Source organism: Thermococcus sp. Bubb.Bath (assembly GCF_012027595.1).
Taxonomy (GTDB): Archaea; Methanobacteriota_B; Thermococci; order Thermococcales; family Thermococcaceae; genus Thermococcus.
This window is the reverse complement of the sequence record NZ_SNUR01000004.1, coordinates 44389-67262: the sequence shown is the minus strand read 5'-3', so window position 1 is coordinate 67262 and position 22874 is coordinate 44389. Positions and strand designations below refer to the sequence as shown.

General features: G+C 51.5%; 21 protein-coding genes and 2 pseudogenes. 7 read left to right on the top strand and 16 right to left on the bottom strand.

Features of this window, described 5'->3' with window-relative positions; all coding sequences use genetic code 11:
* Positions 1-26 precede the first annotated feature (26 nt).
* Positions 27-203 carry an antitoxin AF2212-like protein gene (locus tag E3E29_RS09060; protein WP_167910666.1) on the bottom strand — a complete coding sequence of 59 codons (177 nt, stop codon included), beginning with the start codon at positions 201-203 and terminating at the stop codon, positions 27-29.
* Positions 204-383: 180 nt separating this feature from the next.
* On the opposite strand from E3E29_RS09060, the gene E3E29_RS09055 reads away from it, so the two are divergent.
* Positions 384-1538, top strand: coding sequence for a tryptophan--tRNA ligase (locus tag E3E29_RS09055; protein WP_167910665.1), 1155 nt, complete (start codon positions 384-386; stop codon positions 1536-1538).
* 4 nt (positions 1539-1542) lie between these two features.
* A complete protein-coding gene (locus E3E29_RS09050) occupies positions 1543-2220 on the top strand; it encodes a fumarylacetoacetate hydrolase family protein (protein ID WP_167910664.1) in 678 nt (225 codons plus the stop codon).
* A 78-nt stretch (positions 2221-2298) separates the two neighbouring features.
* On the opposite strand, the gene E3E29_RS09045 is transcribed toward E3E29_RS09050, so the two are convergent.
* From E3E29_RS09045 to E3E29_RS08990, 12 genes and pseudogenes are all read right to left on the bottom strand, one after another.
* Positions 2299-2892, bottom strand: coding sequence for a phosphate uptake regulator PhoU (locus E3E29_RS09045; RefSeq protein WP_167910663.1), 594 nt, complete (start codon positions 2890-2892; stop codon positions 2299-2301).
* Between the two features lie 4 nt (positions 2893-2896).
* Positions 2897-3658, bottom strand: coding sequence for a phosphate ABC transporter ATP-binding protein (locus tag E3E29_RS09040; protein ID WP_167910662.1), 762 nt, complete (start codon positions 3656-3658; stop codon positions 2897-2899).
* Positions 3655-4485, bottom strand: a complete 831-nt coding sequence (pstA, locus tag E3E29_RS09035) for a phosphate ABC transporter permease PstA (RefSeq protein ID WP_167910661.1) — start codon at positions 4483-4485, stop codon at positions 3655-3657. Before pstA ends, E3E29_RS09040 begins: the two co-directional genes overlap by 4 nt.
* On the bottom strand, positions 4472-5392 hold the full coding sequence (gene pstC, locus E3E29_RS09030) for a phosphate ABC transporter permease subunit PstC (RefSeq protein WP_167910660.1): 921 nt from the start codon (positions 5390-5392) through the stop codon (positions 4472-4474). Before pstC ends, pstA begins: the two co-directional genes overlap by 14 nt.
* Complete coding sequence (locus E3E29_RS09025) at positions 5389-6207, bottom strand: sugar phosphate isomerase/epimerase family protein (RefSeq protein WP_167910659.1); 819 nt, start codon at positions 6205-6207, stop codon at positions 5389-5391. Before E3E29_RS09025 ends, pstC begins: the two co-directional genes overlap by 4 nt.
* Before the next feature lie 33 nt (positions 6208-6240).
* Positions 6241-7398, bottom strand: a complete 1158-nt coding sequence (gene pstS / locus E3E29_RS09020; RefSeq protein ID WP_167910776.1) for a phosphate ABC transporter substrate-binding protein PstS — start codon at positions 7396-7398, stop codon at positions 6241-6243.
* Between the two features lie 336 nt (positions 7399-7734).
* Complete coding sequence (locus E3E29_RS09015; RefSeq protein ID WP_167910658.1) at positions 7735-8508, bottom strand: MBL fold metallo-hydrolase; 774 nt, start codon at positions 8506-8508, stop codon at positions 7735-7737.
* Entirely contained in the window at positions 8505-9494 is a 990-nt protein-coding gene (locus E3E29_RS09010) for an ABC transporter ATP-binding protein (protein ID WP_167910657.1), read from the bottom strand. Before E3E29_RS09010 ends, E3E29_RS09015 begins: the two co-directional genes overlap by 4 nt.
* A 7-nt stretch (positions 9495-9501) precedes the next feature.
* On the bottom strand, positions 9502-11199 hold the full coding sequence (locus tag E3E29_RS09005) for an ABC transporter permease subunit (protein WP_206205856.1): 1698 nt from the start codon (positions 11197-11199) through the stop codon (positions 9502-9504).
* A 62-nt stretch (positions 11200-11261) separates the two neighbouring features.
* Positions 11262-12743: an ABC transporter substrate-binding protein gene (locus E3E29_RS09000; protein WP_167910655.1), complete on the bottom strand. Its 1482-nt coding sequence runs from the start codon at positions 12741-12743 to the stop codon at positions 11262-11264.
* Positions 12744-12860: 117 nt separating this feature from the next.
* On the bottom strand, positions 12861-13958 hold the full coding sequence (trm14, locus tag E3E29_RS08995; RefSeq protein WP_167910654.1) for a tRNA (guanine(6)-N2)-methyltransferase: 1098 nt from the start codon (positions 13956-13958) through the stop codon (positions 12861-12863).
* A gap of 82 nt (positions 13959-14040) precedes the next feature.
* Positions 14041-14397, bottom strand: a pseudogene (locus E3E29_RS08990) (PIN domain-containing protein); the annotation flags it as partial.
* Positions 14398-14417: 20 nt separating this feature from the next.
* Here E3E29_RS08990 and E3E29_RS08985 point away from each other — a divergent pair.
* Positions 14418-15090: pseudogene (locus tag E3E29_RS08985) on the top strand (inorganic phosphate transporter); the annotation flags it as partial.
* On the opposite strand, the gene hflX reads toward E3E29_RS08985, so the two are convergent.
* Positions 15046-16353: a GTPase HflX gene (hflX, locus tag E3E29_RS08980; protein ID WP_167910652.1), complete on the bottom strand. Its 1308-nt coding sequence runs from the start codon at positions 16351-16353 to the stop codon at positions 15046-15048. The pseudogene E3E29_RS08985 and the gene hflX sit on opposite strands and share 45 nt — an antisense overlap.
* Before the next feature lie 121 nt (positions 16354-16474).
* On the opposite strand from hflX, the gene E3E29_RS08975 reads away from it, so the two are divergent.
* The 3 genes from E3E29_RS08975 to coaD all read left to right on the top strand — a co-directional run bounded on the left by E3E29_RS08975 (position 16475) and on the right by coaD (position 18820).
* On the top strand, positions 16475-17449 hold the full coding sequence (locus E3E29_RS08975; protein ID WP_167910651.1) for a bifunctional N(6)-L-threonylcarbamoyladenine synthase/serine/threonine protein kinase: 975 nt from the start codon (positions 16475-16477) through the stop codon (positions 17447-17449).
* An 87-nt stretch (positions 17450-17536) separates the two neighbouring features.
* Positions 17537-18319, top strand: a complete 783-nt coding sequence (locus E3E29_RS08970; protein WP_167910650.1) for a DUF835 domain-containing protein — start codon at positions 17537-17539, stop codon at positions 18317-18319.
* A 9-nt stretch (positions 18320-18328) separates the two neighbouring features.
* Positions 18329-18820 carry a phosphopantetheine adenylyltransferase gene (gene coaD / locus E3E29_RS08965; RefSeq protein WP_167910649.1) on the top strand — a complete coding sequence of 164 codons (492 nt, stop codon included), beginning with the start codon at positions 18329-18331 and terminating at the stop codon, positions 18818-18820.
* A gap of 12 nt (positions 18821-18832) precedes the next feature.
* Here the strand turns inward: coaD and E3E29_RS08960 are convergent, their stop codons facing one another.
* Positions 18833-19585 (bottom strand): Nif3-like dinuclear metal center hexameric protein, encoded by a 753-nt coding sequence (locus E3E29_RS08960; RefSeq protein WP_167910648.1) that lies wholly within the window; start codon positions 19583-19585, stop codon positions 18833-18835.
* Positions 19582-20979, bottom strand: coding sequence for an ATP-binding protein (locus tag E3E29_RS08955; RefSeq protein WP_167910775.1), 1398 nt, complete (start codon positions 20977-20979; stop codon positions 19582-19584). Before E3E29_RS08955 ends, E3E29_RS08960 begins: the two co-directional genes overlap by 4 nt.
* 105 nt (positions 20980-21084) lie before the next feature.
* Here E3E29_RS08955 and E3E29_RS08950 point away from each other — a divergent pair, with 105 nt between their 5' ends.
* Positions 21085-22872 carry a tRNA uridine(34) 5-carboxymethylaminomethyl modification radical SAM/GNAT enzyme Elp3 gene (locus tag E3E29_RS08950; RefSeq protein WP_167910647.1) on the top strand — a complete coding sequence of 596 codons (1788 nt, stop codon included), beginning with the start codon at positions 21085-21087 and terminating at the stop codon, positions 22870-22872.
* Positions 22873-22874: the final 2 nt, after the last annotated feature.

Here is a 22874-nt window from a genome sequence, read left to right as displayed (position 1 = left end):
ACCGATAAAAAAGCTTTTTCGGAGAATCACAAGTCCTCGATAAGCTTGTCAACTTCCTCCTTCTCAATCTTCACGATTCCAAAGGTCTTCTCGGATATTTTCTTGGGAATAAGCTTAACGCTGACCTCGGTACCGTCTGGTAAGTTGAGCTTTTTCTTGAGCTTGAGGACGCCGTTTTCATAGATGGCCTCAACTACCTCCATACTCCCACCAATTGGGTGTGCTCCCTTTTCCTAAAAACACCTTTTGCACCCAAAAACTTTAAAATCTCTCCGCCCTTTCTTCTTCCATGCTCGGTGGTCGTTTTTGGCTTTGGTGATGAGTTACTCTTCTGCACCGCCTTAGTCTGGAGTTTGGTTTCCACTGGAAACGGAGGTGTTTGAATGGACGACTTTAAGGTTACCCCATGGGACGTTGAGGGTGTCGTGGACTACAACAAGCTGATAGAGCAGTTTGGAACGAGTCCGCTGACGGACGAACTTATAGAGAAGACGGCAGAGCTCACGAGGAGTGAACTGCCCCTGTTCTTCAGGAGGAGGTTCTTCTTCTCCCACAGGGACTACGACAAGGTTCTGGGAGATTATGAGAACGGGAAGGGCTTTTTCCTCTATACGGGCAGGGGCCCGAGCGGCCCGATGCACATCGGCCACATAATCCCGTTCTTCGCGACCAAGTGGCTCCAGGAGAAGTTTGGAGTGAACCTCTACATTCAGATAACCGACGACGAGAAGTTCCTCTTCAAGGAGAAGCTGAGCTTTGATGACACCAAGAGGTGGGCCTACGAGAACATCCTCGACATCATAGCGGTCGGCTTCGATCCCGATAGAACCTTCATCTTCCAGAACAGTGAGTTCACCAAGATTTACGAGATGGCCATTCCCATAGCCAAGAAGATAAACTTCTCGATGGCGAGGGCCGTTTTCGGTTTCAACGAGCAGAGCAAGATTGGGATGATTTTCTACCCGGCCATACAGGCGGCGCCGACCTTCTTCGAGAAAAAGCGCTGTCTTATCCCCGCGGCAATAGACCAGGATCCCTACTGGAGGCTTCAGAGGGACTTCGCCGAGAGCCTTGGCTACTACAAGACTGCCGCCATACATTCCAAGTTCGTGCCCGGTTTGACCAGCATGGGGGGCAAGATGAGCGCCAGCAAGCCGGAAACTGCCGTTTACCTCACAGACGACCCGCAGAAGGCTGGAAAGAAGATATGGAAGTTCGCCCTTACGGGAGGAAGGCCGACGCTCAAGGAGCAGCGCGAGAGGGGAGGAAACCCTGAGAAGTGCATCGTCTTTAAATGGTTTGAGATATTCTTCGAACCGGACGACGAGAAGCTGATGGAGCGCTACCGCGCGTGCAAAGCTGGGGAGCTGACCTGCGGCCAGTGCAAGCGTGAGCTGATTGAGCGCGTTCAGAAGTTCCTCAATGAGCACCAGAAGAAGAGGAAAAAGGCAGAAAAGAAGATCGAGAAGTTCAAGTACACCGGTGAGCTCGCCCAGGAGCAGTGGGATAAGGCGATTCCAGAGCCGCTGAAAGGGTGATACCATGGTCCGCCTCCCATTCCGCGATACCTACTACGAACTCAGGCCGAGCAAGATAGTGGCCTTAGCTAAAAACTACGCAGAACATGCAAAGGAGATGGAGAGCGACATCCCAGAGAAGCCCATCTTCTTTCTCAAACCTCCGAGCGCCTTAATAGGCCCTGGCGAGCCGATAATCCTGCCGAGGATGAGCAAGCGCGTTGACCACGAGGTCGAGCTGGCGGTGATAATCGGGGAGAGGGCAAAGCGCGTTCCGGCTGAGAAGGCGATGGACTACGTCATGGGCTACACCATAATGCTCGACATAACCGCCCGCGACCTCCAAGCAGAGGCGAGGAAGAAGGGCCTTCCCTGGACTATCTCCAAGGGCTTCGACACCTTCGCTCCCGTCGGGCCGAGAATCGTCGACAGGCGCGAGTTGAAGATAGACGACCTAGAAATCGGCCTTAAGGTGAACGGCGAGCTGAGACAGCTTGGAAGGACGAGTGGGATGGTCTTTAAAGTTCCGGAGCTGATAGAGTACATAAGCTCGGTGATGACGCTCGAACCGGGCGACATAATAGCGACAGGAACACCTGCCGGCGTCGGCCCGCTGAGGCACGGCGACCACATAGAGGCGTGGATAGAAGGGATAGGGAAGGTAGAGTTCGACGTTCTGAGTGAGGGCTCGATACTGTGCTGATCATTCTTTTTTGTTGTTTGCTCTCTTAGTGTTCCTAAACTTAAAAATAATAAGACGACCAAAAGAACCACAGACGAACTATACCCTCTTCCCTTCCTTCACGTAAACGACCCTCGCCCCGATTTCCTTCGCGTGGTCGCTTATCCTCTCCAGGTGGCGCATTATGAGGGCCTCGACCGGAGAAGAGGCCGAGCTTTTCAGGTTCTCCAGTGACTGGATGTAGAGGTCGTCTATCCTGTTGTCTATCTCAAGGAGCTTTCCGGCAGAGACTTCATCGAGGTTCTCAAAGGCCTCTGTTGCAGTTTTAACCGCCTCGACCGTCAGCTCAAAGCCTTCCTTGAGGAGCTCGCTCTCCTCGGCTCCGACTATCCTTGCCGTCCTCTCTATCTCCATGGCGTAGCGCGAAATCCTGTAGAGGTCGTAGGACACATCTATCGAACTCTGAATGAAGCGCAGATCGCTGGCAACCGGCGAGTATCTTACGAGGAGCTCGGTCGCTATATCGAGGACCTCGTTCCTGAGAAGGTGAAGCTTGCTAGATATCTCCTCCGTCGAGTTGAACTCTCCTTCAAGACTTTTCTTAGAGTTCTCCAGAGAGTTGAGAGCATCGTTTCCCATCTCGTTTATCAGCTTCCTGAGCTGTTCTTCACCCATGTCAAGGAGTTTCCTCATGGTATCACCCCAGTGCTCCCGTAACATATTTCTCGGTTAATTCATGCTCCGGGTTCTCGAAGACCTTTCTCGCCGGCCCAACCTCAATCAGCTCACCGAGGTAGAGGAAGGCAACGTGGTCAGCCACCCTGGCAGCCTGGGCAGGCAAGTGGGTGACGAGTACTATCGTGTAGTCTTCTCTGAGCTCAAGGAGGAGCTCCTCTATCTTGGCAGTTCCAACAGGGTCTATGTTGGCCGTCGGTTCGTCCATCAGAAGGACTTCAGGCTTCATGGCGAGTACCCTCGCTATAACGAGTCTCTGCCTCTGCCCTCCAGAGAGGTTCCTGGGATAGTCGTTCAGCCTGTCATTCACCTCGTCCCAGAGGGCGGCTTTCTTCAAAGCCCACTCAACCCGCTCGTCGAGCTCTTCCTTGGACTTAACCAGTCCGTTTAGCTTGGGGCCTATCGCCACGTTGTCGTATATGGTCAGGTGAGGAAACGGGTTTGGGTACTGGAATACCACCCCCACCCTCTTCCTGACCTCTATCGGGTCAACGTCCTCCGAATAGATGTTCTCTCCAAAGAGCCTGACTTCACCCTCGACCTTTGCATCTTCGTTCAACTCTATCAGCCTGTTGAACGTTCTCAGCATTGTGCTCTTTCCACAGCCGCTCGGCCCCATAAGTGCAAAGACCCCTTTGTCCGGGATTTTGAGGTCGACGCCCTTTATCACGTGGTTCTGGCCGTAGTAAACGTTAAGGTTAACCGTCTCTATCGCGAAGTTCACAGTCTCACCTCCTTCAGGCTAAGGCGTATCGGGATGAATATCCCGAGGAAGATGATAAGGAGAACCAGCGAGGCCCCCCAGGCGGTTGCATGGTCAGCGGGATTCGGACTCTGGATGAGCTGGTAGATGAGGAGTGGAACGGCACCGACAGGCTTGGTTATCGACAATGGATAGCTCTCGTACAGCCCTCCAGCGGTGAAGAGGAGCGGTGCGGTCTCTCCAGCCACTTTGGCCATACCTATGAGGACGCCGGTCAAAATGCCGCGCTTCGCCATCGGTGCGAGGATTCTGAAGACGACCCTCGCCCTCGTAATACCGAGGGAAAAGCCGGCCTCCCTGTATGTTGATGGTATCTCTCTGAGGGCCTCGTGGGTGTAAACGGCCACGTAGGGAATGAGGATTATCGCCAGTGCTAAGGCCCCCGCCAGAGCGGAGTAAGTCCCCATAGGGACCGCCACGATCTGCATCACAAAGACTCCGACCAGTATCGTCGGGAACTCCATCATTATCTGGAGGAGGGTCTTGGTCCACTGGCCGAGGGTGCTCTTCGGGTACTCGTAGGCATAGATCCCGACGAGGAAGGCCACCGGGAGGCCGAGGAGGGCCGAGAGGAAAGTGAGGATGAAGGTTCCCGCTATGGCCGGGCCTATTCCTCCCTCGCTGAGCGTTCCCGTGAGGAACCTCGTTCCCCTTTCAGCTATCACTGGAAAGCCCTTGATAAGGACTGTGGCTATGATGTGGAACAGGGGGATGAATATCAGGATGGTGAGTGTGCCTATCCCAATGAAAAAGGCCTTTTCCTTCGCTTTCCTGTTAGATGCTAACATCTCTCTCCCACCTCTTGAGCATCTTGAGGCCGACCACGTTCACGGCCAGGCCAATTACGAAGAGGATTAATCCAGCCGCGAAGAGCGTTGAGGTCATGTACTCATAGATGAATGCGTTACCGAACTGGTTGGCTATTAATGAAGAGACGGTGTAGCCCGGAGCAAAGAGAGCTGTGGTGAGGTTGAATGTGTTCCCTATCACAAGGGAAACGGCTACCGTCTCACCTACGGCCCTCCCAAAGGCGAGGATCGTCCCTGAAACTATCGCCGGTTTTATGTAGCTGAGGAGGACTTTTGTCGCCTCGTACCTCGTTGCCCCAAGGGAGTAGATTGCTTCTTTATACGTGAAGGGCACCATGTTGTAGGCCTCTCTTATTATAGCGGATGCAAAGGGAGTGACCATTATCGCCAGGAGGACCCCTGCCGAGAGGTAGCCGTAGCCCCCGACCGGCGGATATGAAAAGAGTGGAATGAACGAGAGGTGCTCGTAAAGTGGTTTCATAACCCACTCCCTCAGGAACGGGACGAGGAAGAACGCTCCCCATATGCCGTAGATTATCGTCGGAAGGCCCGCCATTATGTCAGAGAGGATTATGAAGGCGTTCTTAAGCCTCTTCGGCGCGTAGTCAACGACGAATACCGAGTAGGCCAACGATAGAGGTAGGGCTATGAGAATTGCTATGAGGGCGGTGTAGACGCTTCCCCATATGGCTGCCGCTATGCCGTAAACCTCTTTGCTCGGTTCTTCCGCCGCTTTCCAGACGTTCTTTGTGTAGATGTCGAGGCCGTACCTGTGAAGGGCCGGAAGGGCGTTGGTGAAGTAAACGAAAAGCATCCCCGCGAACAGCAGGAAGACGATGATGACGGCAGGATACGTTGCAACATTGAACGATTCTACCTTCCTCACGCCTCACTACCCCCTTCTGCCTTGTTCATTCGGAAAAAATTTTCGTCTGGCTTCCCCTTGAGAAAGCTCACGTTTGAAAGGATTGAACTCTTTTTCCTGTACCTCCTTATCTCCAGAACGGCCCTTTCAGCTTTGGTAAGCTCCACCACTCTGCCGGCGTAGGAAAAACCGATCATACCCTCTCCGAGCGGCCTGTGTTCATCTTCGTAGCCATTGTTGTCGTGGATGTGGAGGTGGCTTGTGTAGGGGAAGAGAACACTGAACTCGTCCATTCTAAGCCCTGAATTCATGGAAGTCAGGAAAGCGTGTCCGATGTCGAAGCACAGCTCAAAGCCTTCGTTAGCGAAGGAGAGGAGCTCATGTGGAAGTGCTCCGATTTTCCCCTCAAAGAGGTTCTCGATGACGAGCTTTACTCCACTGTTCTCCGCTATGGGTTTCAGCTCTCTCAGATGCTTTAGAGTGTTCACATAGGCCTTTGTGTAGCTCTTTCTTATGTCTCCGCCGTGGACAACGATGACCTCCACGCCAAGATGGTTCGCTATCCTGATTACCTTCTCCATCCTCTTCACCGGTTCCATCCCATAAACTCCAAGATCTACCAGGGGGTTCTTTCCATCGGAAGTCGGTGCGTGAAGGGTGAACTCCACACCAAGGCTGCTCAGGTTTTTGATGACCTCCTCGTTTATCTCTCCTTTTTCAGTGAGGAGACCGGCGTCGTCAAAGCCGAGCTCAACGAAGTCCACATGGAGATCATCCAAGGAAAATCCTTTCCCGCTGATTTCTCTGATGATGGAGGAGTTGACACCGAGCTTCATCGTTCTCACCCAGAAGAAGGAAAAAAGAAGGCTTCAGCCTGTCTCTATCATATTCACAGCCTTGAGGCCTATCTGAGCGACCGCGGGGGGCAGGCCAACGTAGCCAGGAGCGAGGTTTTTTGACTTCTGCCCCTCTGTCAGAATCCAGGTAAGGAAGTCTTTGATAGCCTGCGCCTTCTCCTTGCTGTAGTGCTTTCCCCCCTTGTTCTGCCAGACGAGGATGTGACTGAATGCCACTATTGGGTATGAGTTATTTCCCGGCGCATTCAAGAGCTGTGTAAGGTTCTCTTTATACCCTTCAGTGGGTGCGGGGATATAGGATTTAACCGCTAAAACGGCAGATTTTATAGTTGTGTTCGTTGGCAGAACAAAATTCCCTGCTCTGTTTTGTATGGCTGCAATGCTCAGATTATCTTCTATAGCATAGGAGAGTTCCGTATACGCTATACTATACGGAGTGTTTTTAAGTATGGCCACAACCCCGGGGTTCCCCTTCCCGGCTAATCCCCTTCCGAGCCCGTCAACTGGCCAGTTTACTACCAGGCCCGCTCCAACCTTCTTGGCCCATTCGTTGCTTATGATGCTGAGGTATGTGGTGAATATCTTGGTGGTTCCGCTTGCATCACTTCTGTGGATGACTATTATTTTCCTGTGTGGAAGGTTTAGACTGGGGTTAAGGTTTTTGATAGCGGGGTCGTCCCAGTACTGAATTTCACCGAGGAATATTTTGGCAAGAACAGCCTGGCTTAGTCTCAGTCCTCCCCCGATTCCCGGTAAGTTGTATGCCACGACAACGGCACCAACTATCTCCGGGAACTGGAGTGGCTGGTCACCTGTTGACAGGAATTTTTTCCACACATCAGCACTAACGGCGGGATCGCTCCTGCCGATGTCGGTAAGTCCCTTTAGAAACGTCTCCTGACCGTATCCGCTTCCTCCCCCCTGATATTCAATTTTAACGTTAGGATGTGAGTTTTGGTAGAGTTCAATCCACTTCTGTATCTGATACTGGGGAAAGGTTGCGCCTGTGGTGCGGATTGTTATTACCTTTGCCTGAGAAGAGCTCTGGCTTGAAGTCTGTGCCGTGCTGGACGAGGTTGCATTAGCGCCCTTTTCTCCTGAGATGCAGCCGCTTGCCGCCAGGGAGAGTCCCAGCAGCAGGACGATAAACACCGAGATAACTCTCTTCATGGAGTTCACCGGTGTTTAAAAGAAGGTCAGAAAATATAAAGATTGCCGCAATAAAATATATTTAGGTAATGAATCTATATAGATAATTGTTCTCTATTCTACAACATAGGTGTACATATATCTCCCCCCATCCTATTAGGATATGGGTGGATCACAGTGAAACAACTACCAATGGAAGTTGATAAAATGTTCTGTTGCCCTTTACAGAGCCCGCCGCTAAAACTTTAAGGGAGACAAAAAACTTCCCATAACTGTTACGTCGCAACTTGATGTTGAGAATTAAGAGTATGACAGTAAAAATATAAAAACCTTCTTGCACATTATCTCGTCGCTCCCTTAGATATAGATAGAATCCAGGTCATTCGGAACGAGTATCTTTGTCCTGTACTTTAGCCTTAGCCGTGCAACGTCCTGTATTATGGTGCTATTGAAGTATTCGTCTATATGGTTCAGTATCGTTAGCTTGGCTCCCAGCTTCTCACCGAGCTCCACAGCTTCCATGGTGGTCGTATGTCCGTACTTATAGCAGACGTCTTTATTATTCTCATTACATGTTGCCTCATGAATCAAAACATCCGCTCTTCCACCAATGCACTCTAAGAAGTCCTGGCATGGCTCGGAAGTGTCGCCACTATAAGCTATCCGCAACCCTCCTGAGGTCTGTATGAGGAGTGCATATGCTTCTTCCGCCGTGGGATGGCATGCTCTGCAGAAAAATAACTTATTGTCACCCAGCTCGTTTATTGTTCTCGGCTCTATGTTTTTCAGCTCCCACTTAAATCCCAGGCTTGTGTAAAGGTAGGGTGCTACAACCTCTATCATCCTCCCAACGATCCTTGGGGCATATACTGTTAGTTCCTTCTTTCTCCCCTCTAAGTGTGCCTGAAAGAGAAACTCGGGTAATCCTAGAAAGTGGTCTATATGTGAGTGGGTTATAAAGACTGTATCGACCTCTGTTAGCAGTCCCTTATCTGACAGTCTATAGTGACATCCCACCCCACAGTCCACTAGCAAGATGCGATCATCATCGAACTCGAATAGGGTGGACGATCTGAACCTCTTGGATCCAGGACTCCCACCGGCTCCAGTACCAAAGAAGTGAATTATCATTTTATCAGCTCACCTCCTTTTTTATCGAAGAGCAGCATTTTCTCACGCGGTATTTTAATGTAAACAGTTTCCTTCTCTTTGACGGGAAGCTCAAAGCTCGTCCTGGCTTTAATCGTATGTTCCCCCACTCTAAGTTCTATCAGATTATGAGAGCCAAGATATTGTATTGTGAGGACCTCAGCCTTCAACCCTGTGTCCTCCGTGAGGGATATCATTACGTTCTCGGGCCTAAACCCTACGATCACATTGTCGCTGAAACCGAACATGCTTCCTGGGAGAAGGTTGCTTAGCCCAACGAAATTGTATACAAAGAGGGTTTTAGGTCTATTGTACACTTCTACAGGTGTCCCAACCTGCTCAATCCTCCCCTCGTTTATTATCACTATCCTGTCACCAATGGCCATGGCCTCCTCCTGATCGTGCGTGACATGTATTGCCGTCATGTGTAGCCTTCTCTGAACACTCTTCAGAAAACCCCTAAGATCCAGTTTGAGCCTAGCATCTATGTTGCTAAGAGGTTCATCCAGCAGGAGTACCTTTGGCTCCTTCACTAATGCTCTAGCCAATGCAACCCTCTGCTGCTGTCCTCCAGATAACTGGCTTGGATACTTATCCAGAATCTTCTCTATCTCCAGTATTTTCGCTATCTCTATCACCTTCTCATGTATCTCCTCACTGTCAAGCCCCTTTATCTTCAGTGGCATGGCAATGTTCTCTAAGGCTGTTAAGTGAGGGTATAATGCATAGTTCTGGAATACTATACCAATGTTTCTCTTCCAGGGTGGAAGATTAGTAATATCCTCCCCGTCAAGGATCACTCTCCCTTCGTCTGGGGTTTCGAGGCCAGCGATTATGCGCAGGGTGGTAGTCTTACCAGATCCCGATGGCGCAACTATCACTGCGTACTCGTTATCATAGAACTCCAGCTTCTCGATGTAGAGTTCAAAATCCTTGAACCTCTTCCTAATATTCTCAAGTACGAGCATGATCTCCTCACCTCAGCCCCCACAGTTTCTCCAGGTTGTTACGTGCCAATACCAGCAGGACTAACGGAGGTAGAGAGCTAAGTATCCCGGCTGCGGCCACAGCACCATAGCTCGCAGTTGCGGGACTCATCAGCATCGCAATATAGATCGAATATGTTTCGGCACCGCTCAACCTCCAGAAGTGCCTCAGGTCCAGTGGAGTATAGGTAAATGCCAGCGGGAATACTAAGGCCCCCCAAGAGAATATGAACGCATATATTGCCGCGACACTAAGCCCCGACTTATTGAGTGGAAGAACTACCTTGAAGAACGCTTTTATCCTCGACATTCCATCGGCTAGTGCAGCCTCCTCCATCTGCTTCGGGAACGTCTTGTAGTAGTTGTAGAGGATCCACGTATTGTACGGTATCGTCATCACGGGATATACAAGGATTAACCCCCACCAGGTGTTGATAATGTTAAGGTGCTTCAGGATTATGTAGAATGGTATTATGTAGATTAGCGTTGGTGTGGCCGTAAGGTAGAGTATGTACGTAACGAGCTTGTTCCCACCGAACCTATGGACTGACATTGCATAGGCCAACATGCCAGCTAGCAACACTGTTATCAGCACATTGATCGTTGAAACTCCAAGGCTGGTTATAAGGAATGGTAATCCTCCCATAGGAACACCTGGATGGTTACATGAAACCCACAGCGCACACTTATAGTTCCCGAGGCTTATATGATGGGGTAATATCGTAGGAGGTGTCTGTATTACCTCCAGAGGTGTCTTCAGGGAGACGAGTATCAGCCAAGCGAAGGGAACGAGTATGAATACTAATACTATCCCAAGGACGAGATAGTGGAGTACCTTGGGAACCTCCTTATTGGGTATAAATCGGGGCACGGGGAGCCTCATAGCTTTCTTAGAATACATCAATTTCAGATACGCCACTGATAGGATGGTGGAGATTATTGTCATTAGTACTATTAAGGCTGCAGCATATCCTGGCTCCAGATTGAAAAAGTTAACGTAAGCATAGAACGCCAAGTCATCCAGTATCCTAGGCCCAGCCTGAGAAGTCCCAATATATATCGGATCAAAAGTGAAAAAGCCAGCCAGTGTTGCCAGTATGAATGCCGTTAGAATATTTGGAATTACAAGGGGGAGATCCACGCTCAGCAACTTCTTAGCTCCAGTAAGCCCATCGGCATGGGCCGCTTCCTCTATACTCTTCGGTATGGCCCTCAGCCCAGCATAAATTAATAAGACGCTCGTAGGCAGTGTTTCCCAAACATCTATAAGCACTATGGTCCATTTTGACATCATTGGATTCGTGTGTATTATACCATATGCGAAGAGATAGTAGCCCAAACCATAGTTGGGATTGAGGAACAGGTACCAGGCCATGGCGGCCGTAACCCACGGTATAAACGCGGAAACCATAAGCGGTATGAGCCATTTCCCACCAATCCTCTTCAAGGCTATCGCAATGGGTACCGCCAAAATAATATCTATAGTAGGCGTTGCCAGGGAATATAGGAGAGTATTATGCAATATATTGTTAAAATACGGGTCTACTGTAAACCATTTGTAATTTCCAAGACCCACCCAGTGAAGATGACCATAAATATCTTGCTCATGAAGGCTAAGATAAAAATTGTTTAAGATAGGGTAAAGGGTAAAAACAAGAATATAGGCTAGCCCTGGGAGGGCCAGCAAAAAAACGTGTTTATCAATCTTATTAAACCTTTTCATGGTCCCCTCTCCCCTTTAGTGTTTCCTCAACTCGGTGACACTTTCATTATCTTCTCCCATTGCTCGGTAATAGTGTGCATCGCCTGCTCAGCTGTCTGTTGCCCTCTGAAGTACTTTGCGACCTCGTTGATGAATATTGGCTTCAGACCGGTGAAGAAGTTTAGGATCCTATTCTGCAGCGTAAGCCTCTGAATATTGGTTATAGCGGACTTCTCCAATAGGGGCATGAATTGTTTCACCCAGGCAGTTTTAGGTACTTTTGAAGCCTCCCTAAGGCCTGAGAATGTTGCCGGTATGAATCCCACCTGTTCTGCACCCTTCTTCATCTCACTCGGCTGTAGCAGGAATGCTATGAACTCAGCGGCCATTTTAACGTCAGGGGCATACGGGTTTATACCTATAAACGTCGGCGCCTGGCTTGTGCCCCAGGGGTTCTTGCCACCGGGCAGGGGTGCCACATCGATATCACCTGCGACCTTCGAGCCGGTGCCATTGTAAACTGGTATGAAGCTAGTCCAAGCTGCGACCATGGCGTAGTCTCCAGTCCTGAAGAGGTCCCTGATCTGACTGTACTCCATCGCTTGTTCATCAATCGGCGGCTCAAACTGTATCAGCTTCTTATACTCCTTCAATGCCTCGATAGCCGAGGGACAATCAAAGGTGGGGACGATCGTACCGTTCTCTTCCTTCACATATAGCCAGTACCCATGTGTGGGTATCTTCCCATCTTTGATCGGAATGTCCGGGCAACTGTCATTCATGCTCAGGGCGTAAGTGTAGAAGATCCCGGTGTAAGTGTTGAATATGGACTGTTCTAGACCATCGGGGAACAGCAGGGCCCACTTTGTGAGATGCTTGGATTGTATGAAGCTCGCCGCTGCAATCAGCTGATCCCATGATGACCATTCCTTCGGGTCGAAGGGGAACCCGTACTTCTGCTGGAACTCTTCTTGCAAGGTCTTATTGTTGAAAATGCTCTTCCGGTATATTAGCACGTAGCCGAAAACCTGCTGGAACGGGACACCGAAGATCTTCTGAACGTTGCCATTCTTGTCCAGTAGATACACCGGAAGCATCGATGACTCAGGAATATCGCTCTTGTTGAACAGACCATTGTCAAAATATTTCCTCAGATCCAGCAGCCATGGGCCTAGTGATGAAGCCTGTGAAGGATAGAAGATTATGATACTGGGCGACGGGTTCTTATTCTTGAGGGCGGCCAAAGCGGTAGTTACCATCTGGCTAAAGGGGACGGGCTGCAACGTGATCTTAACGTTAGGATGTTTAGCCATGAAATCATTTGCAACAGTTTGAATGAATGGCTGGAGGGTGGGATCCCCCTGTGGAACCATTACGGAGAGCTCTACCTGCTTTTGGCTGCTTGTTCCCCCGCCACTAGTCGAGTGGCTCGAGCTCGTACCCGAGCTGTTTCCTCCGGATATACAGCCACTTGCCGCCAGGGAGAGCCCCAGCAGCAGGACGATAAACACCGAGATAACTCTCTTCATGGAGTTCACCGGTGTTTAAAAGAAGGTCAGAAAATATAAATATTATGGTTATCAGAAGGATGGTTGGAAAATATAAATATTGCTGCAATAAAACATACCCAGATGGACACTTGTTCTCTATTCCACAACATAGGTGTGAACCATTAGTCCGCCATGCCCAATGAGGCGGTGGTGAACGATTTTGAAGCCGTTCTCAGCCATGGCCTTCTCTATCGCCCTCTTTTCAGTCGTTATGAACACTCCACGCTTTTCGAGGACTTTGGCGAGCTCGCCGAAGAAGTCCATGTAAAGCCCCGGTATCATGCTCTTCCGCCCGATCTTTAGGCCGTAGGGAAGGTTGCTGACTGCAAAATCAACGCTCCCGACGTACTGGGAAAGCTTCGTGGCGTCGCCCTGAATGAACTCTATCCTATCCAGCACCCCAGCGGCCAGGGCGTTCATTTTTGCCCCGATTATGTGCTTCCTGTACTTCTCGACGCCAATTATCCTCCCCTCGTAGCCTCTGAGGGCAAGTTCGATGAGTATCGTCCCGCTCCCGCAGAATGGGTCTATAAAAGGCCCGCCATCAGGTTTGGCCAGCTCTATGAGCGCGTTGGCTATGCTTGCCTTTAGGTGTGCCGGGTGGTCGTAGACCCTCCAGGGCCTCTTATGAAGAGAGGAATCGCCGGTCGTGTCTATCCCGAGGAAGAGGGCATCCCCAACGAGTTCGGCGCGGAAGATGACTGCTGGATGGTCGAGGTTCACTTTCGGACTCCCAAAGCGCGAAAGCCTCTCAAAGATTGCTTCACCAACTTTTCTCGAAATATCCAGACTCGTTATCCTGTGCTCGCCCTTCCTGAAGGGCCTGACGGCAAAGCTCTCACTCACTTTCACGAAGCGCTCAACAGGAAGGGACGAGACGAACTCCTTTATTCTCTTTAGGGCAGTTTCAGGCTCTTCCTCCCCAATGCCCCCAAACTTTTCGCTCGCTATCTCCAGAATAACCCTGTGGAGGAGCCTTGAGTTCTCGTTGAGGTAAGTTGCTATGCTAAGCTCCCTCTTTCTGCCCTTTTCGTCGGTGTAGTAAGCTTCACCCGCCTCAAGGAGCAGTCTCCCCTCAACGCCTAAGGGCTTCTCTTCCACTCGAAACGGAACTCCAAGCTTTTCCATAAGCGATGCGGCTTCTCTTCCGGTGATGTCCTCGATCCCCTGAGAGGTTGTGAGTAAGAGCCTCATGTGCCGGACTTGGAGGTGGTGTATAAATATCTTTTGAGGTGAGGTCTGTTGGTCATCTGTAGGGAAGAGAAATCAGACATCTCTAAAGCCTAAGTTTTATCTTGTAACCAACTGCGATAATATCCCCGTTGAAGGTGAAGGTCTCCCTTATGCCGGGCCTCTCCATGATGGCGAAGCTTAGGCAGTCTGTAACGTCCATCCCGTCGTGGTCGTCAAACCTTTCAAATATCTCCCACGCCCTTTCCCAGTCTTCCTCGGTCTCTTTTTCAATTATTACGAACCTAATCGCCTCTATCGGCCTCTTGAGTTCGAGTGCGACCTTTTTTCCGGCTCTCTTTGATGTCCCGTTGAGAAACTCCATCAGAACTGGGCGCCCGATTACGAACCTCACCCCGGAAACGGCTTTGGACTCAAGGAACTCCACGGCTTTTTTGTGGTTCTTCTCTTCCTCGCTACTATCAGGGGCTTCCCGTCTCCACGACTCGGGCCATTATTGGAGGGGTCGTCGGCGTTGGGCTCAGCATAGGTGCCCCGTCAACTGGTTCACAATGCTTAAGATAGCTGCGGCTTGGGTTGTCTCTCCAATCCTTTCCGGAATCCTCGTGGCGATTCTCTACAAGTTCTACGGAAAAGTAGTCTCTTCATGAAGAGCGTGTCCACGATCGAGGCACTATACAAGGCCCTGGCCATTCTCGGAGGCTCCTACATGGCCGTTAACTTCGGGACGAACGAAGTTGCAAACGCCTCCGGCCCTACAGTTGGTGCCGGATTCCTGGAACCGAGGGCTGCCGGAATTCTCGTGGCACTTAGCTTGGCCATGGGTTCCCTCACCTTCAGCTACGCCGTCATGCACACCGTCGAGAGTAAGATAACCGCCCTGGGCCCTATTTCGGCATTCTCCGCCCAGTTCGGCTCTGCCATCCCCGTCAGCTTGGCCAACATCCTTGGTCTTCCCGTTAGCTCAAGCCAGACTATAGTTGGAGGAGTTGTTGGAGCTGGAATAATCACAGGCGAGGGCATTGACAGAAAGGTCATCAAGGACATCCTCTTCGGCTGGGTGGCGATCCTGACGATAGCGATCCCGATATCACTCGTTGTTTTCAGACTCTTCAGCCTTGCTGGCCTCGTTTAAGTGCTCTATCTTTACTCCTAGTCCTGTCAGCTCTTTTATCATTCCCACCTGGATGAGCGCCTCCACCACGGTCTCCTCGCCGTATGAAACCTTCAAAACCTCTCCTATCTCTGATAATACCGAAAGAACCTTTGGGACGTTTCCCCCAGGTGATATCCGTATCCTGAAGGGCCTGTACTTTGGTAGTCCTGGGATTATCTCCTCAAGGACCCTGTAGAGTTCATCTAGGGTTTTCTTTTTGGCCGAGATCCACACCACCCTGGCACCAGGAACCCTCTCTTCGAGCAACTCCTCGGTCAGGCGCTTTACTTCAAAAGAATGTCCGCTGCTCACCACGTCTATCTTATTGAGGGCAACGACCATCGGCTTGTCGAGGGTTTTTAGCTCCCTGAGAACCCGGAGGGATGCCAGGAGCTTTCTCCTTATCTCACTCCATGCCTCACTTGCGTCGAGGACTAGTAGGAGAATGTCCGCCTTCACTATCTCCTCCAGGGTTGAATGAAACGCTTCAACGATGAACGGCGGCAGGTTGTCGATGAAGCCGACGGTATCGGTAACGAGAACCCTCTTTCCGCCGAGCTGAAACCTCCGGGTGGTGGTGTCGAGGGTTGTGAACATCTGCTGCCTTGCCTCAACGTCCTCCCCGGAGAGGGTGTTGAGGAGCGTGCTCTTCCCCGCGTTCGTGTAGCCAGCTAGAGCTATGAGGATAAACCCCAGCTCTTCCCTTCTCTTCCTTTTGACCTCTCTATCGGCTCTAACCCTGTCCAGCTCCTTTCTTATCTTCCCCATCCTGTATCGGATGTGCTTGAGGTACTGCTGGGTCTGGTACTCGCCCATACCCTTAAATCCTGCCCTATCACCGAGTTTTATCCTCCTTATCGCTTCCTTAACGAGTGGAACCTCATACTGGAGTGATGCCAGCTCCACTTGGAGTTTAGCCTCCTTGGAGTGGGCCCTCTTCTCAAAGATTTCAAGGACGAGCTGCCAGCGGTCCATCACCTCGACATTCAGCCCCTTCCAGAGGTTGTAGGCCTGACTTGGGGTAAGCCTGTTAGCGAAGATGATCTTATCCGGCTTCAGCTCCTCCACTAGAGCCTTGAGCTCCTTCAGCTTTCCCGGCCCGATGTTGTAGCGTGGATGCTCTCCCCTGTTCTGCTTAAGTATTGTGGGGACGTCGTAACCCGCACTTCTGAGGAGCTCCTCGAATTCGTCCTTGCTGAGGCGTTCCCGTCTTGAAGTCCTGATAACTCCAATGGCTTTCATACCTTCAAACCCTGGTGGGTTGGCCTTAAAAACCTGCAGTTCTCTCGGTTTCAGGTATGTGACTGCATTCTCATGGGCCCACCCAATAACTTTTTTAACACCTTTTTATGAGGCCTCCAACATGATAGCTCTCGGCATCGAGGGAACAGCCCATACTCTTGGCATTGGCATCGTGACGGAGAAAAAAGTCCTTGCCAACGTATTCGACACCCTAACGACCGAAAAAGGTGGTATCCATCCAAAGGAGGCCGCAGAGCACCACGCTAGCCTCCTCAAGCTCCTCCTTAGGAAGGCTCTTGAAACTGCGGGAATAACCATGGAGGACGTTGACGTCATAGCCTTCTCCCAGGGGCCGGGATTGGGCCCGTGTTTGAGGGTCGTGGCCACCGCCGCGAGGGCGCTGGCGATAAAGTACAACAAACCCATAGTTGGGGTAAACCACTGTATCGCGCACGTCGAGATTACCAAGATGTTCGGGGTTAAGGATCCGGTCGGCCTCTATGTGAGCGGCGGCAACACGCAGGTTCTGGCTTTAGAAGGCGGCCGCTACCGCGTCTTCGGTGAGACACTGGACATAGGCATTGGGAACGCTATAGACACCTTCGCGAGGGAACTTGGGATAGGCTTCCCCGGCGGACCGAAGATAGAGAAGCTCGCCCGGAACGGGGAGAGATACATCGAGCTTCCGTACGCTGTTAAAGGAATGGACTTGAGCTTCTCGGGAGTCCTCACGGAGGCCGTCAGAAAGTACCGGACCGGTAAATACCGTATCGAGGATCTGGCCTACTCCTTCCAGGAGACGGCCTTTTCTGCCCTTGTAGAGGTCACGGAGAGGGCAGTAGCTCATACTGGAAAGGAAGAGGTCGTCCTGGTGGGAGGGGTCGCGGCTAACAACCGCCTCCGCGAGATGCTCAGGATAATGACCGAGGACAGAGGAATAGAGTTCTTCGTCCCACCTTACAATCTGTGCCGAGACAACGGTGCGATGATAGCTTACACAGGTTTGAGAATGTACCGCGGCGGCATAAGGTTTAAAATTGAAGACACCGTAGTCAGACAGAAGTTCCGCACGGATGAGGTCGAGGTAACTTGGTAACCTTTAGTTTTGACGAAAGGTTTAAGTAACACGTGATGACGTGCTAACGGGCCGTCGAGAATTAAATGGCTCAGATGGTGTTGAACTATGGAATTGCTGGTTCCGACGTATCAGCTGGTATACGATGTAACCCTCCTGATTGCCCTCCTCTACGTATGGTACTTCTTCGCCAAGCGGTGGAACCGCTACACCGCTGAGCTCAAGCCGTTCATAAGGAGTGCAGTTGTCTTCTTGGCTTTTGGTGTTGCGGGTAGGACCGTTGATCTCATTGCGGATTTTGTCCAGGTTCCTTACGCAGGCTACCTATACGTATTTTTTTACGGTGTCTCGATAGTTGGCGTTATCTATACGATGGTAGTGTATGTGATTCGACTTGAGAACTCATACATCCCGCTGGCGTCCACTTCTCCATCCCAACCTTCCCCCCAGGATAAAAAGGATGCCCTTACAGGAGCCTATTTAATAATGGGCTCCCGCGGGAAGATGTTCGAGGTGCTCAACGTCATAAAATCCTTTCAGCGCCCGACCATTGTTTTCACCCGAAACCCGAATTTTTACTCCGAACTTGGCGATTTTGTGGTGCCGGTTTGGATAACCCAGGTCACTGACAAGGGGATCTCCCCAACGGCGCTTCATGTAATTCAGGACAACGCCATAAGGTTCGTCAGGGAGAGGCCCGGTTCCCTCGTCGTCATTGACTGCCTTGAGTACCTCCTCCTCTATAGTGATTTCACATCGGTCTTTAAGTTCCTCATCAACCTGAAGGATCACGTGACATCGGCAGGCTCTACTCTCGTAGTGTTCGCGGACGGGGAAGCGTTAGACGAGCGTGAAAGGGCCCTCCTTCTGAGGGAATTCGAGCCCCTGTGAGGGTTGTCAATGGGCCAGAAGCCGTACCGGAAGGTTGTAGTGGGTGGCACGTTTGACAGGCTCCATCTCGGCCACAAGGCCCTCCTCAGAAAGGCGTTTGAAGTTGGGGAGTACGTCTACGTGGGCCTAACCTCCGATGAGATGATTGTGAATAAGCCCTACGCCGAAAAAATACTTCCCTACGGGCTCCGCCTTCGGGATCTCCTCAAGTTCTTCGAGGTAAATGGCCTCAGGAACTACCGGGTTATCAAGATACACACCGCCATCGGCTTTGCCGACAGGCTGAAAGACCTTGAGGCCATCGTCGTCAGCGAAGAGACGTACAAAGGGGCCATCATCGTTAACCGGGCGAGGGAAGAGAAGGGGCTACCTCCGCTTGATGTGATCACGATAAAGCTCGTACGGAGCAGGATAGGGCCGAAGATCAGCTCATCCCTCATCCGCGCCGGCCTGATAGACCCATTTGGGAATCCTTTAACTCAAGGGAAAAGCAAAATGTGAAAACGAAGGAAGTCAGAGCCCGGTCGGTTCGTCGATGAAAAATACATCCAGCCCGAACTTCTCCCTGAGGAGCGGCATCAGGGCTCTAACACCAAGGGTCTCGGTCTTGTAGTGGCCGGCAACCAGAACGCTCTGTGGCAGGTCGATGGCCGTTAGGTAGTCCGCGTGGCCGAACTCTCCGGTTATGAGCAGGTCGATTCCCTTCCTCCGGGCTTCTTCCAGAGCGAAGGCACCCTCCCCACTGATTGCCCCGACGGTTTTAATTTCCCTCTTCCCGAACTCGTAGGTCTTCACAGCTGTATCGAGCTTCTCCGCGATTATCCCCGCGATTTTCTCTATCGGTTGCGGCTCCTCGAACTCTCCCCAGAATCCGATGGAGAGTCCTCTGTATTCACCGAAAGGCCCTTTCGGCTCCAGTCCCAGGAGCCTAAGTAGTTCAACGTTGTTTCCGACCTCTGGGTGGGCATCGAGCGGAAGATGAGCCGCGTAGAGGTTAATCCCTGAAGAGAGCAGCGCTTTCAAGCGTTTGTAGTGTATCCCGGTTACGTAGTTTATCCCACCCCATATCATGCCGTGGTGGACTATCATCATGTCGGCACCGGCCTCAGCTGCGCGCTCTATCGTCCTGAGAGTCGTATCCACCGTGAAGGCAACGCGTTCAACCTCCTCCTTCCCCTCCACCTGGAGGCCGTTGCTGGATTTGTCGGGGTAGGCTGAGACGTTGAGGTATTCATTCAGGAACGAGACGAGTTCGTCGCGGTTCATTCCGATCCCTCCAGGAGTTTCCTAATCCTTTCCTCGTCTATAACCTTAACCCCCTCAGGGACGTTCTTGAAACTCTTGCCAATCAGGAGATAGTGGGCCTCCCCCTTCCAGCCCGTCAGCTCCACCTTCCTTTTGAGTTCTTCCACGAGTTTTTGCCCGTTCTGAGCTCGGTTTCTCCATTTGCATTCCCCGAATATTGCCCGTTTTCCGCTCTCGTCAAGGGCCACTACGTCTATTTCGTACACCTTCCTAACACCTTTCTCCCGGTAATAACCCCAGTGCCTTCCGATGCTGACCGGTTTGAAGGGCAGTTCCTCAAGAAGAAGCAGCTCCCTGCACGCGAAGTCAAACCTTTTACCTACATAGTCCCCCATTCCATTTTTTACCCGCTTCCACAGCCTTTCCCTGTCAAACTCGTACATGCTAAGATTTGGCTGAACGAACCTGAACCAGAAGGCCACCAGTGGGTGGCTTATGTAGAGAACACTCCTCTTCCCCAGAACCGCCCTGTCGTAGTCAACAAGCCTGAAATAATGCACGAGCTCCCGGAGCTGTCTGGTCAGGGAAGTTTCGTCCCTGTTGAGGTAGCCCGCTATTCCGCTTATCGAGGTGGCCCCTTTGGCTATCGCCTCCAGGATGTCGTAGTAAACTCCGGACCTCTTCCCGAATTCAAGAGAGAGTATCTTGGGCACTTCCTCGGCGAGGGGAGCGTATTCATCAAAAAACAGCTCCCTCAGGATTTCCTCCGCGTTCCTCCCTTCCAGACCTTCGTCCTCAATGGCCACCCAGTAGCGGGGAAAGCCACCGAATACCGAGTGAACCTTAAAGAAATCGTCCAGCTTTGCAATATCGAGCTCTCTGGCCATTTGATAGCTTCCCCAGAGTTTCAGAGGCTTAAGACGAAGCTCACGCTTTATTCTTCCGTACAGGGGTTCCTTCGAGTCCCTGAATAGCTTTTCAACCACCCCAATCGTTGAACCGGTGAAGATTAAAAGCATGTTTCTTCTCTCTTCGTTCTCATCGATGAGCCTCTGAAGGGTCGGGTAGACAGAGGGCTCTACAAACCTGAAGTCCTGGAACTCGTCAAAGGCAACCGCCCCCTCAAACCCCTCAAAGAGAACCTCAAAAAAATCATCCCAGCTCTCTATTCTCTCCCTCTTCGTTATCACGCCCTTCTCCTGGAGAATGCTCTCATACTCCCTTAACAGCCCGGTGCTTCCCTTCTCCCGGTTAACAAAGAAGTATAAATCGTCTTCGGCCAGGAATTCCCTCAAAAGTCGAGTTTTCCCTACTCTCCTCAGGCCGTAAATGGCCAGTGTATAGAGCTTTTTTCTGCTCCTTTCCCTCGCTTTATGCAAAACCCCAAGCTCCTTCTCGCGATCGATGAAGCGCATTATATTCACCAACTGAATTATTCACTAGGTGAATATAAACTTTTCCCAATTTTGCCTCCAAACCCTTTTAAAACCGCTCCATAACTGGGCTCAAGAGGTGTTGGTATGGGCGAGACAAAAGCTGGTGAGAACTTCAGGAGAGCAGTCGAGGAGATAGCGGGGGCAGTCCTCTCCGGCGAGATTAAGGAGAGGGAGGAGCTTAACAGGTATAAAATCATTGTTTCACGCAAGTACCACCTTTCAAAGATTCCTGGCAATTCCGACATTCTGAAGGCCATTCCGGCGGAAGAGCGTGACCGCTTCAGGGAGCTCCTCAAGAAAAAGCCCACCCGAACCATCAGCGGAGTAGCGGTTGTCGCCATGATGACGAAGCCCTTTCCCTGCCCGCACGGGCGCTGTATATACTGCCCCGGCGGCCCCTCCGTCGGCTCGCCGCAGAGTTACACCGGAAAGGAGCCCTCCGCGCTCAGGGCAGTCCAGAGCGCCTACCACCCGTACATAATCATGATGCGCCGCCTGAAGCAGCTTACCGATATCGGCCACGATGTGGACAAGGTGGAGGTCATAATCCAGGGAGGGACTTTTCCAGCGGTTGACCTCGATTACCAGGAGTGGTTCGTCAAAGAGGCCTTCAAGGCTATGAACGACTTTCCTTACTTCAAAGACATAGACGACCTCGAAGACAAGCTCGTGAGGCTCATAGTGAAGCGTGATAAGTCTGTTTTTGAGGAGGATCCCGAGTTCAAGAGAGCATGGGAGAAAACCCACAGCAAGCCCTACTACTACCTCGAAAACGAGCAGAGGAAGAACGAGAAGGCCAAGGTGAGAATGGTCGGTCTAACCATCGAGACCCGCCCTGACTGGGCCTTCGAGAGGCAGATAGACAGAATGCTCAAACTGGGGACGACGAGGGTCGAACTCGGTGTTCAGACGGTATTCAACTTCATCCACGAGAGGACTAAGAGGGGCCACGGCGTCGAGGAGATAATCAAGGCGACACGGCTCCTGCGCGATGCTGGTTTGAAGATAAACTACCACATAATGCCCGGACTGCCGGGAAGCAGCTTCGAACGCGACCTCTACACGTTTCAGGCCATCTTCGAGGATTCCCGTTACAGGCCGGACATGTTAAAGATATACCCGACCCTCGTTACGGCCGATGCACCGCTCTACGCCTGGTACAAAGCCGGCAAATACAGGCCCTACACGACGGAGGAGGCCGTTGAGCTTCTGGTTGAGGCCTACAAGCTCTTCCCCAAGTGGGTCCGCGTCATGAGGATACAGAGGGATATTCCCGCCAAGCTCATCGTCGCGGGGGTTAAGCACTCAAACCTCGGCCAGCTCGTCTTCAACGAGCTCGTGAAGCGCGGAATCAGGCCGAGGGAGATTAGGTTTAGGGAAGTTGGCCACATGATGGAGAAGTTTGGAATCCAGCCGGAAATCGAGCACATAGAACTCCTCCGCGAGGACTACGATGCCGCCGGCGGAAAGGAGATTTTCCTGAGCTTCGAGGACACGAAGAACGACATTCTCATCGGCTTCATTCGCCTCAGGATTCCGAGTGAAAAGGCGCACAGAAAGGAGATAAACTGCTGCCCGTCTGCAATAGTGAGGGAACTCCACGTTTACGGTCCGCTCGTGCCCATTGGCGGAAAGCCGAAGTACGAGTGGCAGCATCGCGGTTATGGAAGGGAGCTCCTGGCCGAGGCCGAGAGGATAGCCCGTGAAGAGTTCGACGTGAAGAAGATGCTTGTCATAAGCGGAGTTGGGGTTAGGAACTACTACAGGAAGTTTGGCTACCGGAAGAACGGACCCTACGTTGCCAAGAGGCTGGACAGGGGCTACGCTGACTACGAACCCGACGGAAAGTTCGATGCCCACTTGAACACGTGAGG

What these genes read in the sequence shown, in the direction of transcription:
- E3E29_RS09060 (WP_167910666.1), bottom strand. Translation starts at nt 203, where the DNA reads ATGGAGGTAGTTGAGGCCATCTATGAAAACGGCGTCCTCAAGCTCAAG.
- E3E29_RS09055 (WP_167910665.1), top strand. Translation starts at nt 384, where the DNA reads ATGGACGACTTTAAGGTTACCCCATGGGACGTTGAGGGTGTCGTGGAC.
- E3E29_RS09050 (WP_167910664.1), top strand. Translation starts at nt 1,543, where the DNA reads ATGGTCCGCCTCCCATTCCGCGATACCTACTACGAACTCAGGCCGAGC.
- E3E29_RS09045 (WP_167910663.1), bottom strand. Translation starts at nt 2,892, where the DNA reads ATGAGGAAACTCCTTGACATGGGTGAAGAACAGCTCAGGAAGCTGATA.
- pstA (WP_167910661.1), bottom strand. Translation starts at nt 4,485, where the DNA reads ATGTTAGCATCTAACAGGAAAGCGAAGGAAAAGGCCTTTTTCATTGGG.
- E3E29_RS09025 (WP_167910659.1), bottom strand. Translation starts at nt 6,207, where the DNA reads ATGAAGCTCGGTGTCAACTCCTCCATCATCAGAGAAATCAGCGGGAAA.
- pstS (WP_167910776.1), bottom strand. Translation starts at nt 7,398, where the DNA reads ATGAAGAGAGTTATCTCGGTGTTTATCGTCCTGCTGCTGGGACTCTCC.
- E3E29_RS09015 (WP_167910658.1), bottom strand. Translation starts at nt 8,508, where the DNA reads ATGATAATTCACTTCTTTGGTACTGGAGCCGGTGGGAGTCCTGGATCC.
- E3E29_RS09010 (WP_167910657.1), bottom strand. Translation starts at nt 9,494, where the DNA reads ATGCTCGTACTTGAGAATATTAGGAAGAGGTTCAAGGATTTTGAACTC.
- E3E29_RS09000 (WP_167910655.1), bottom strand. Translation starts at nt 12,743, where the DNA reads ATGAAGAGAGTTATCTCGGTGTTTATCGTCCTGCTGCTGGGGCTCTCC.
- trm14 (WP_167910654.1), bottom strand. Translation starts at nt 13,958, where the DNA reads ATGAGGCTCTTACTCACAACCTCTCAGGGGATCGAGGACATCACCGGA.
- hflX (WP_167910652.1), bottom strand. Translation starts at nt 16,353, where the DNA reads ATGAAAGCCATTGGAGTTATCAGGACTTCAAGACGGGAACGCCTCAGC.
- E3E29_RS08975 (WP_167910651.1), top strand. Translation starts at nt 16,475, where the DNA reads ATGATAGCTCTCGGCATCGAGGGAACAGCCCATACTCTTGGCATTGGC.
- E3E29_RS08970 (WP_167910650.1), top strand. Translation starts at nt 17,537, where the DNA reads ATGGAATTGCTGGTTCCGACGTATCAGCTGGTATACGATGTAACCCTC.
- coaD (WP_167910649.1), top strand. Translation starts at nt 18,329, where the DNA reads ATGGGCCAGAAGCCGTACCGGAAGGTTGTAGTGGGTGGCACGTTTGAC.
- E3E29_RS08960 (WP_167910648.1), bottom strand. Translation starts at nt 19,585, where the DNA reads ATGAACCGCGACGAACTCGTCTCGTTCCTGAATGAATACCTCAACGTC.
- E3E29_RS08955 (WP_167910775.1), bottom strand. Translation starts at nt 20,979, where the DNA reads ATGCGCTTCATCGATCGCGAGAAGGAGCTTGGGGTTTTGCATAAAGCG.
- E3E29_RS08950 (WP_167910647.1), top strand. Translation starts at nt 21,085, where the DNA reads ATGGGCGAGACAAAAGCTGGTGAGAACTTCAGGAGAGCAGTCGAGGAG.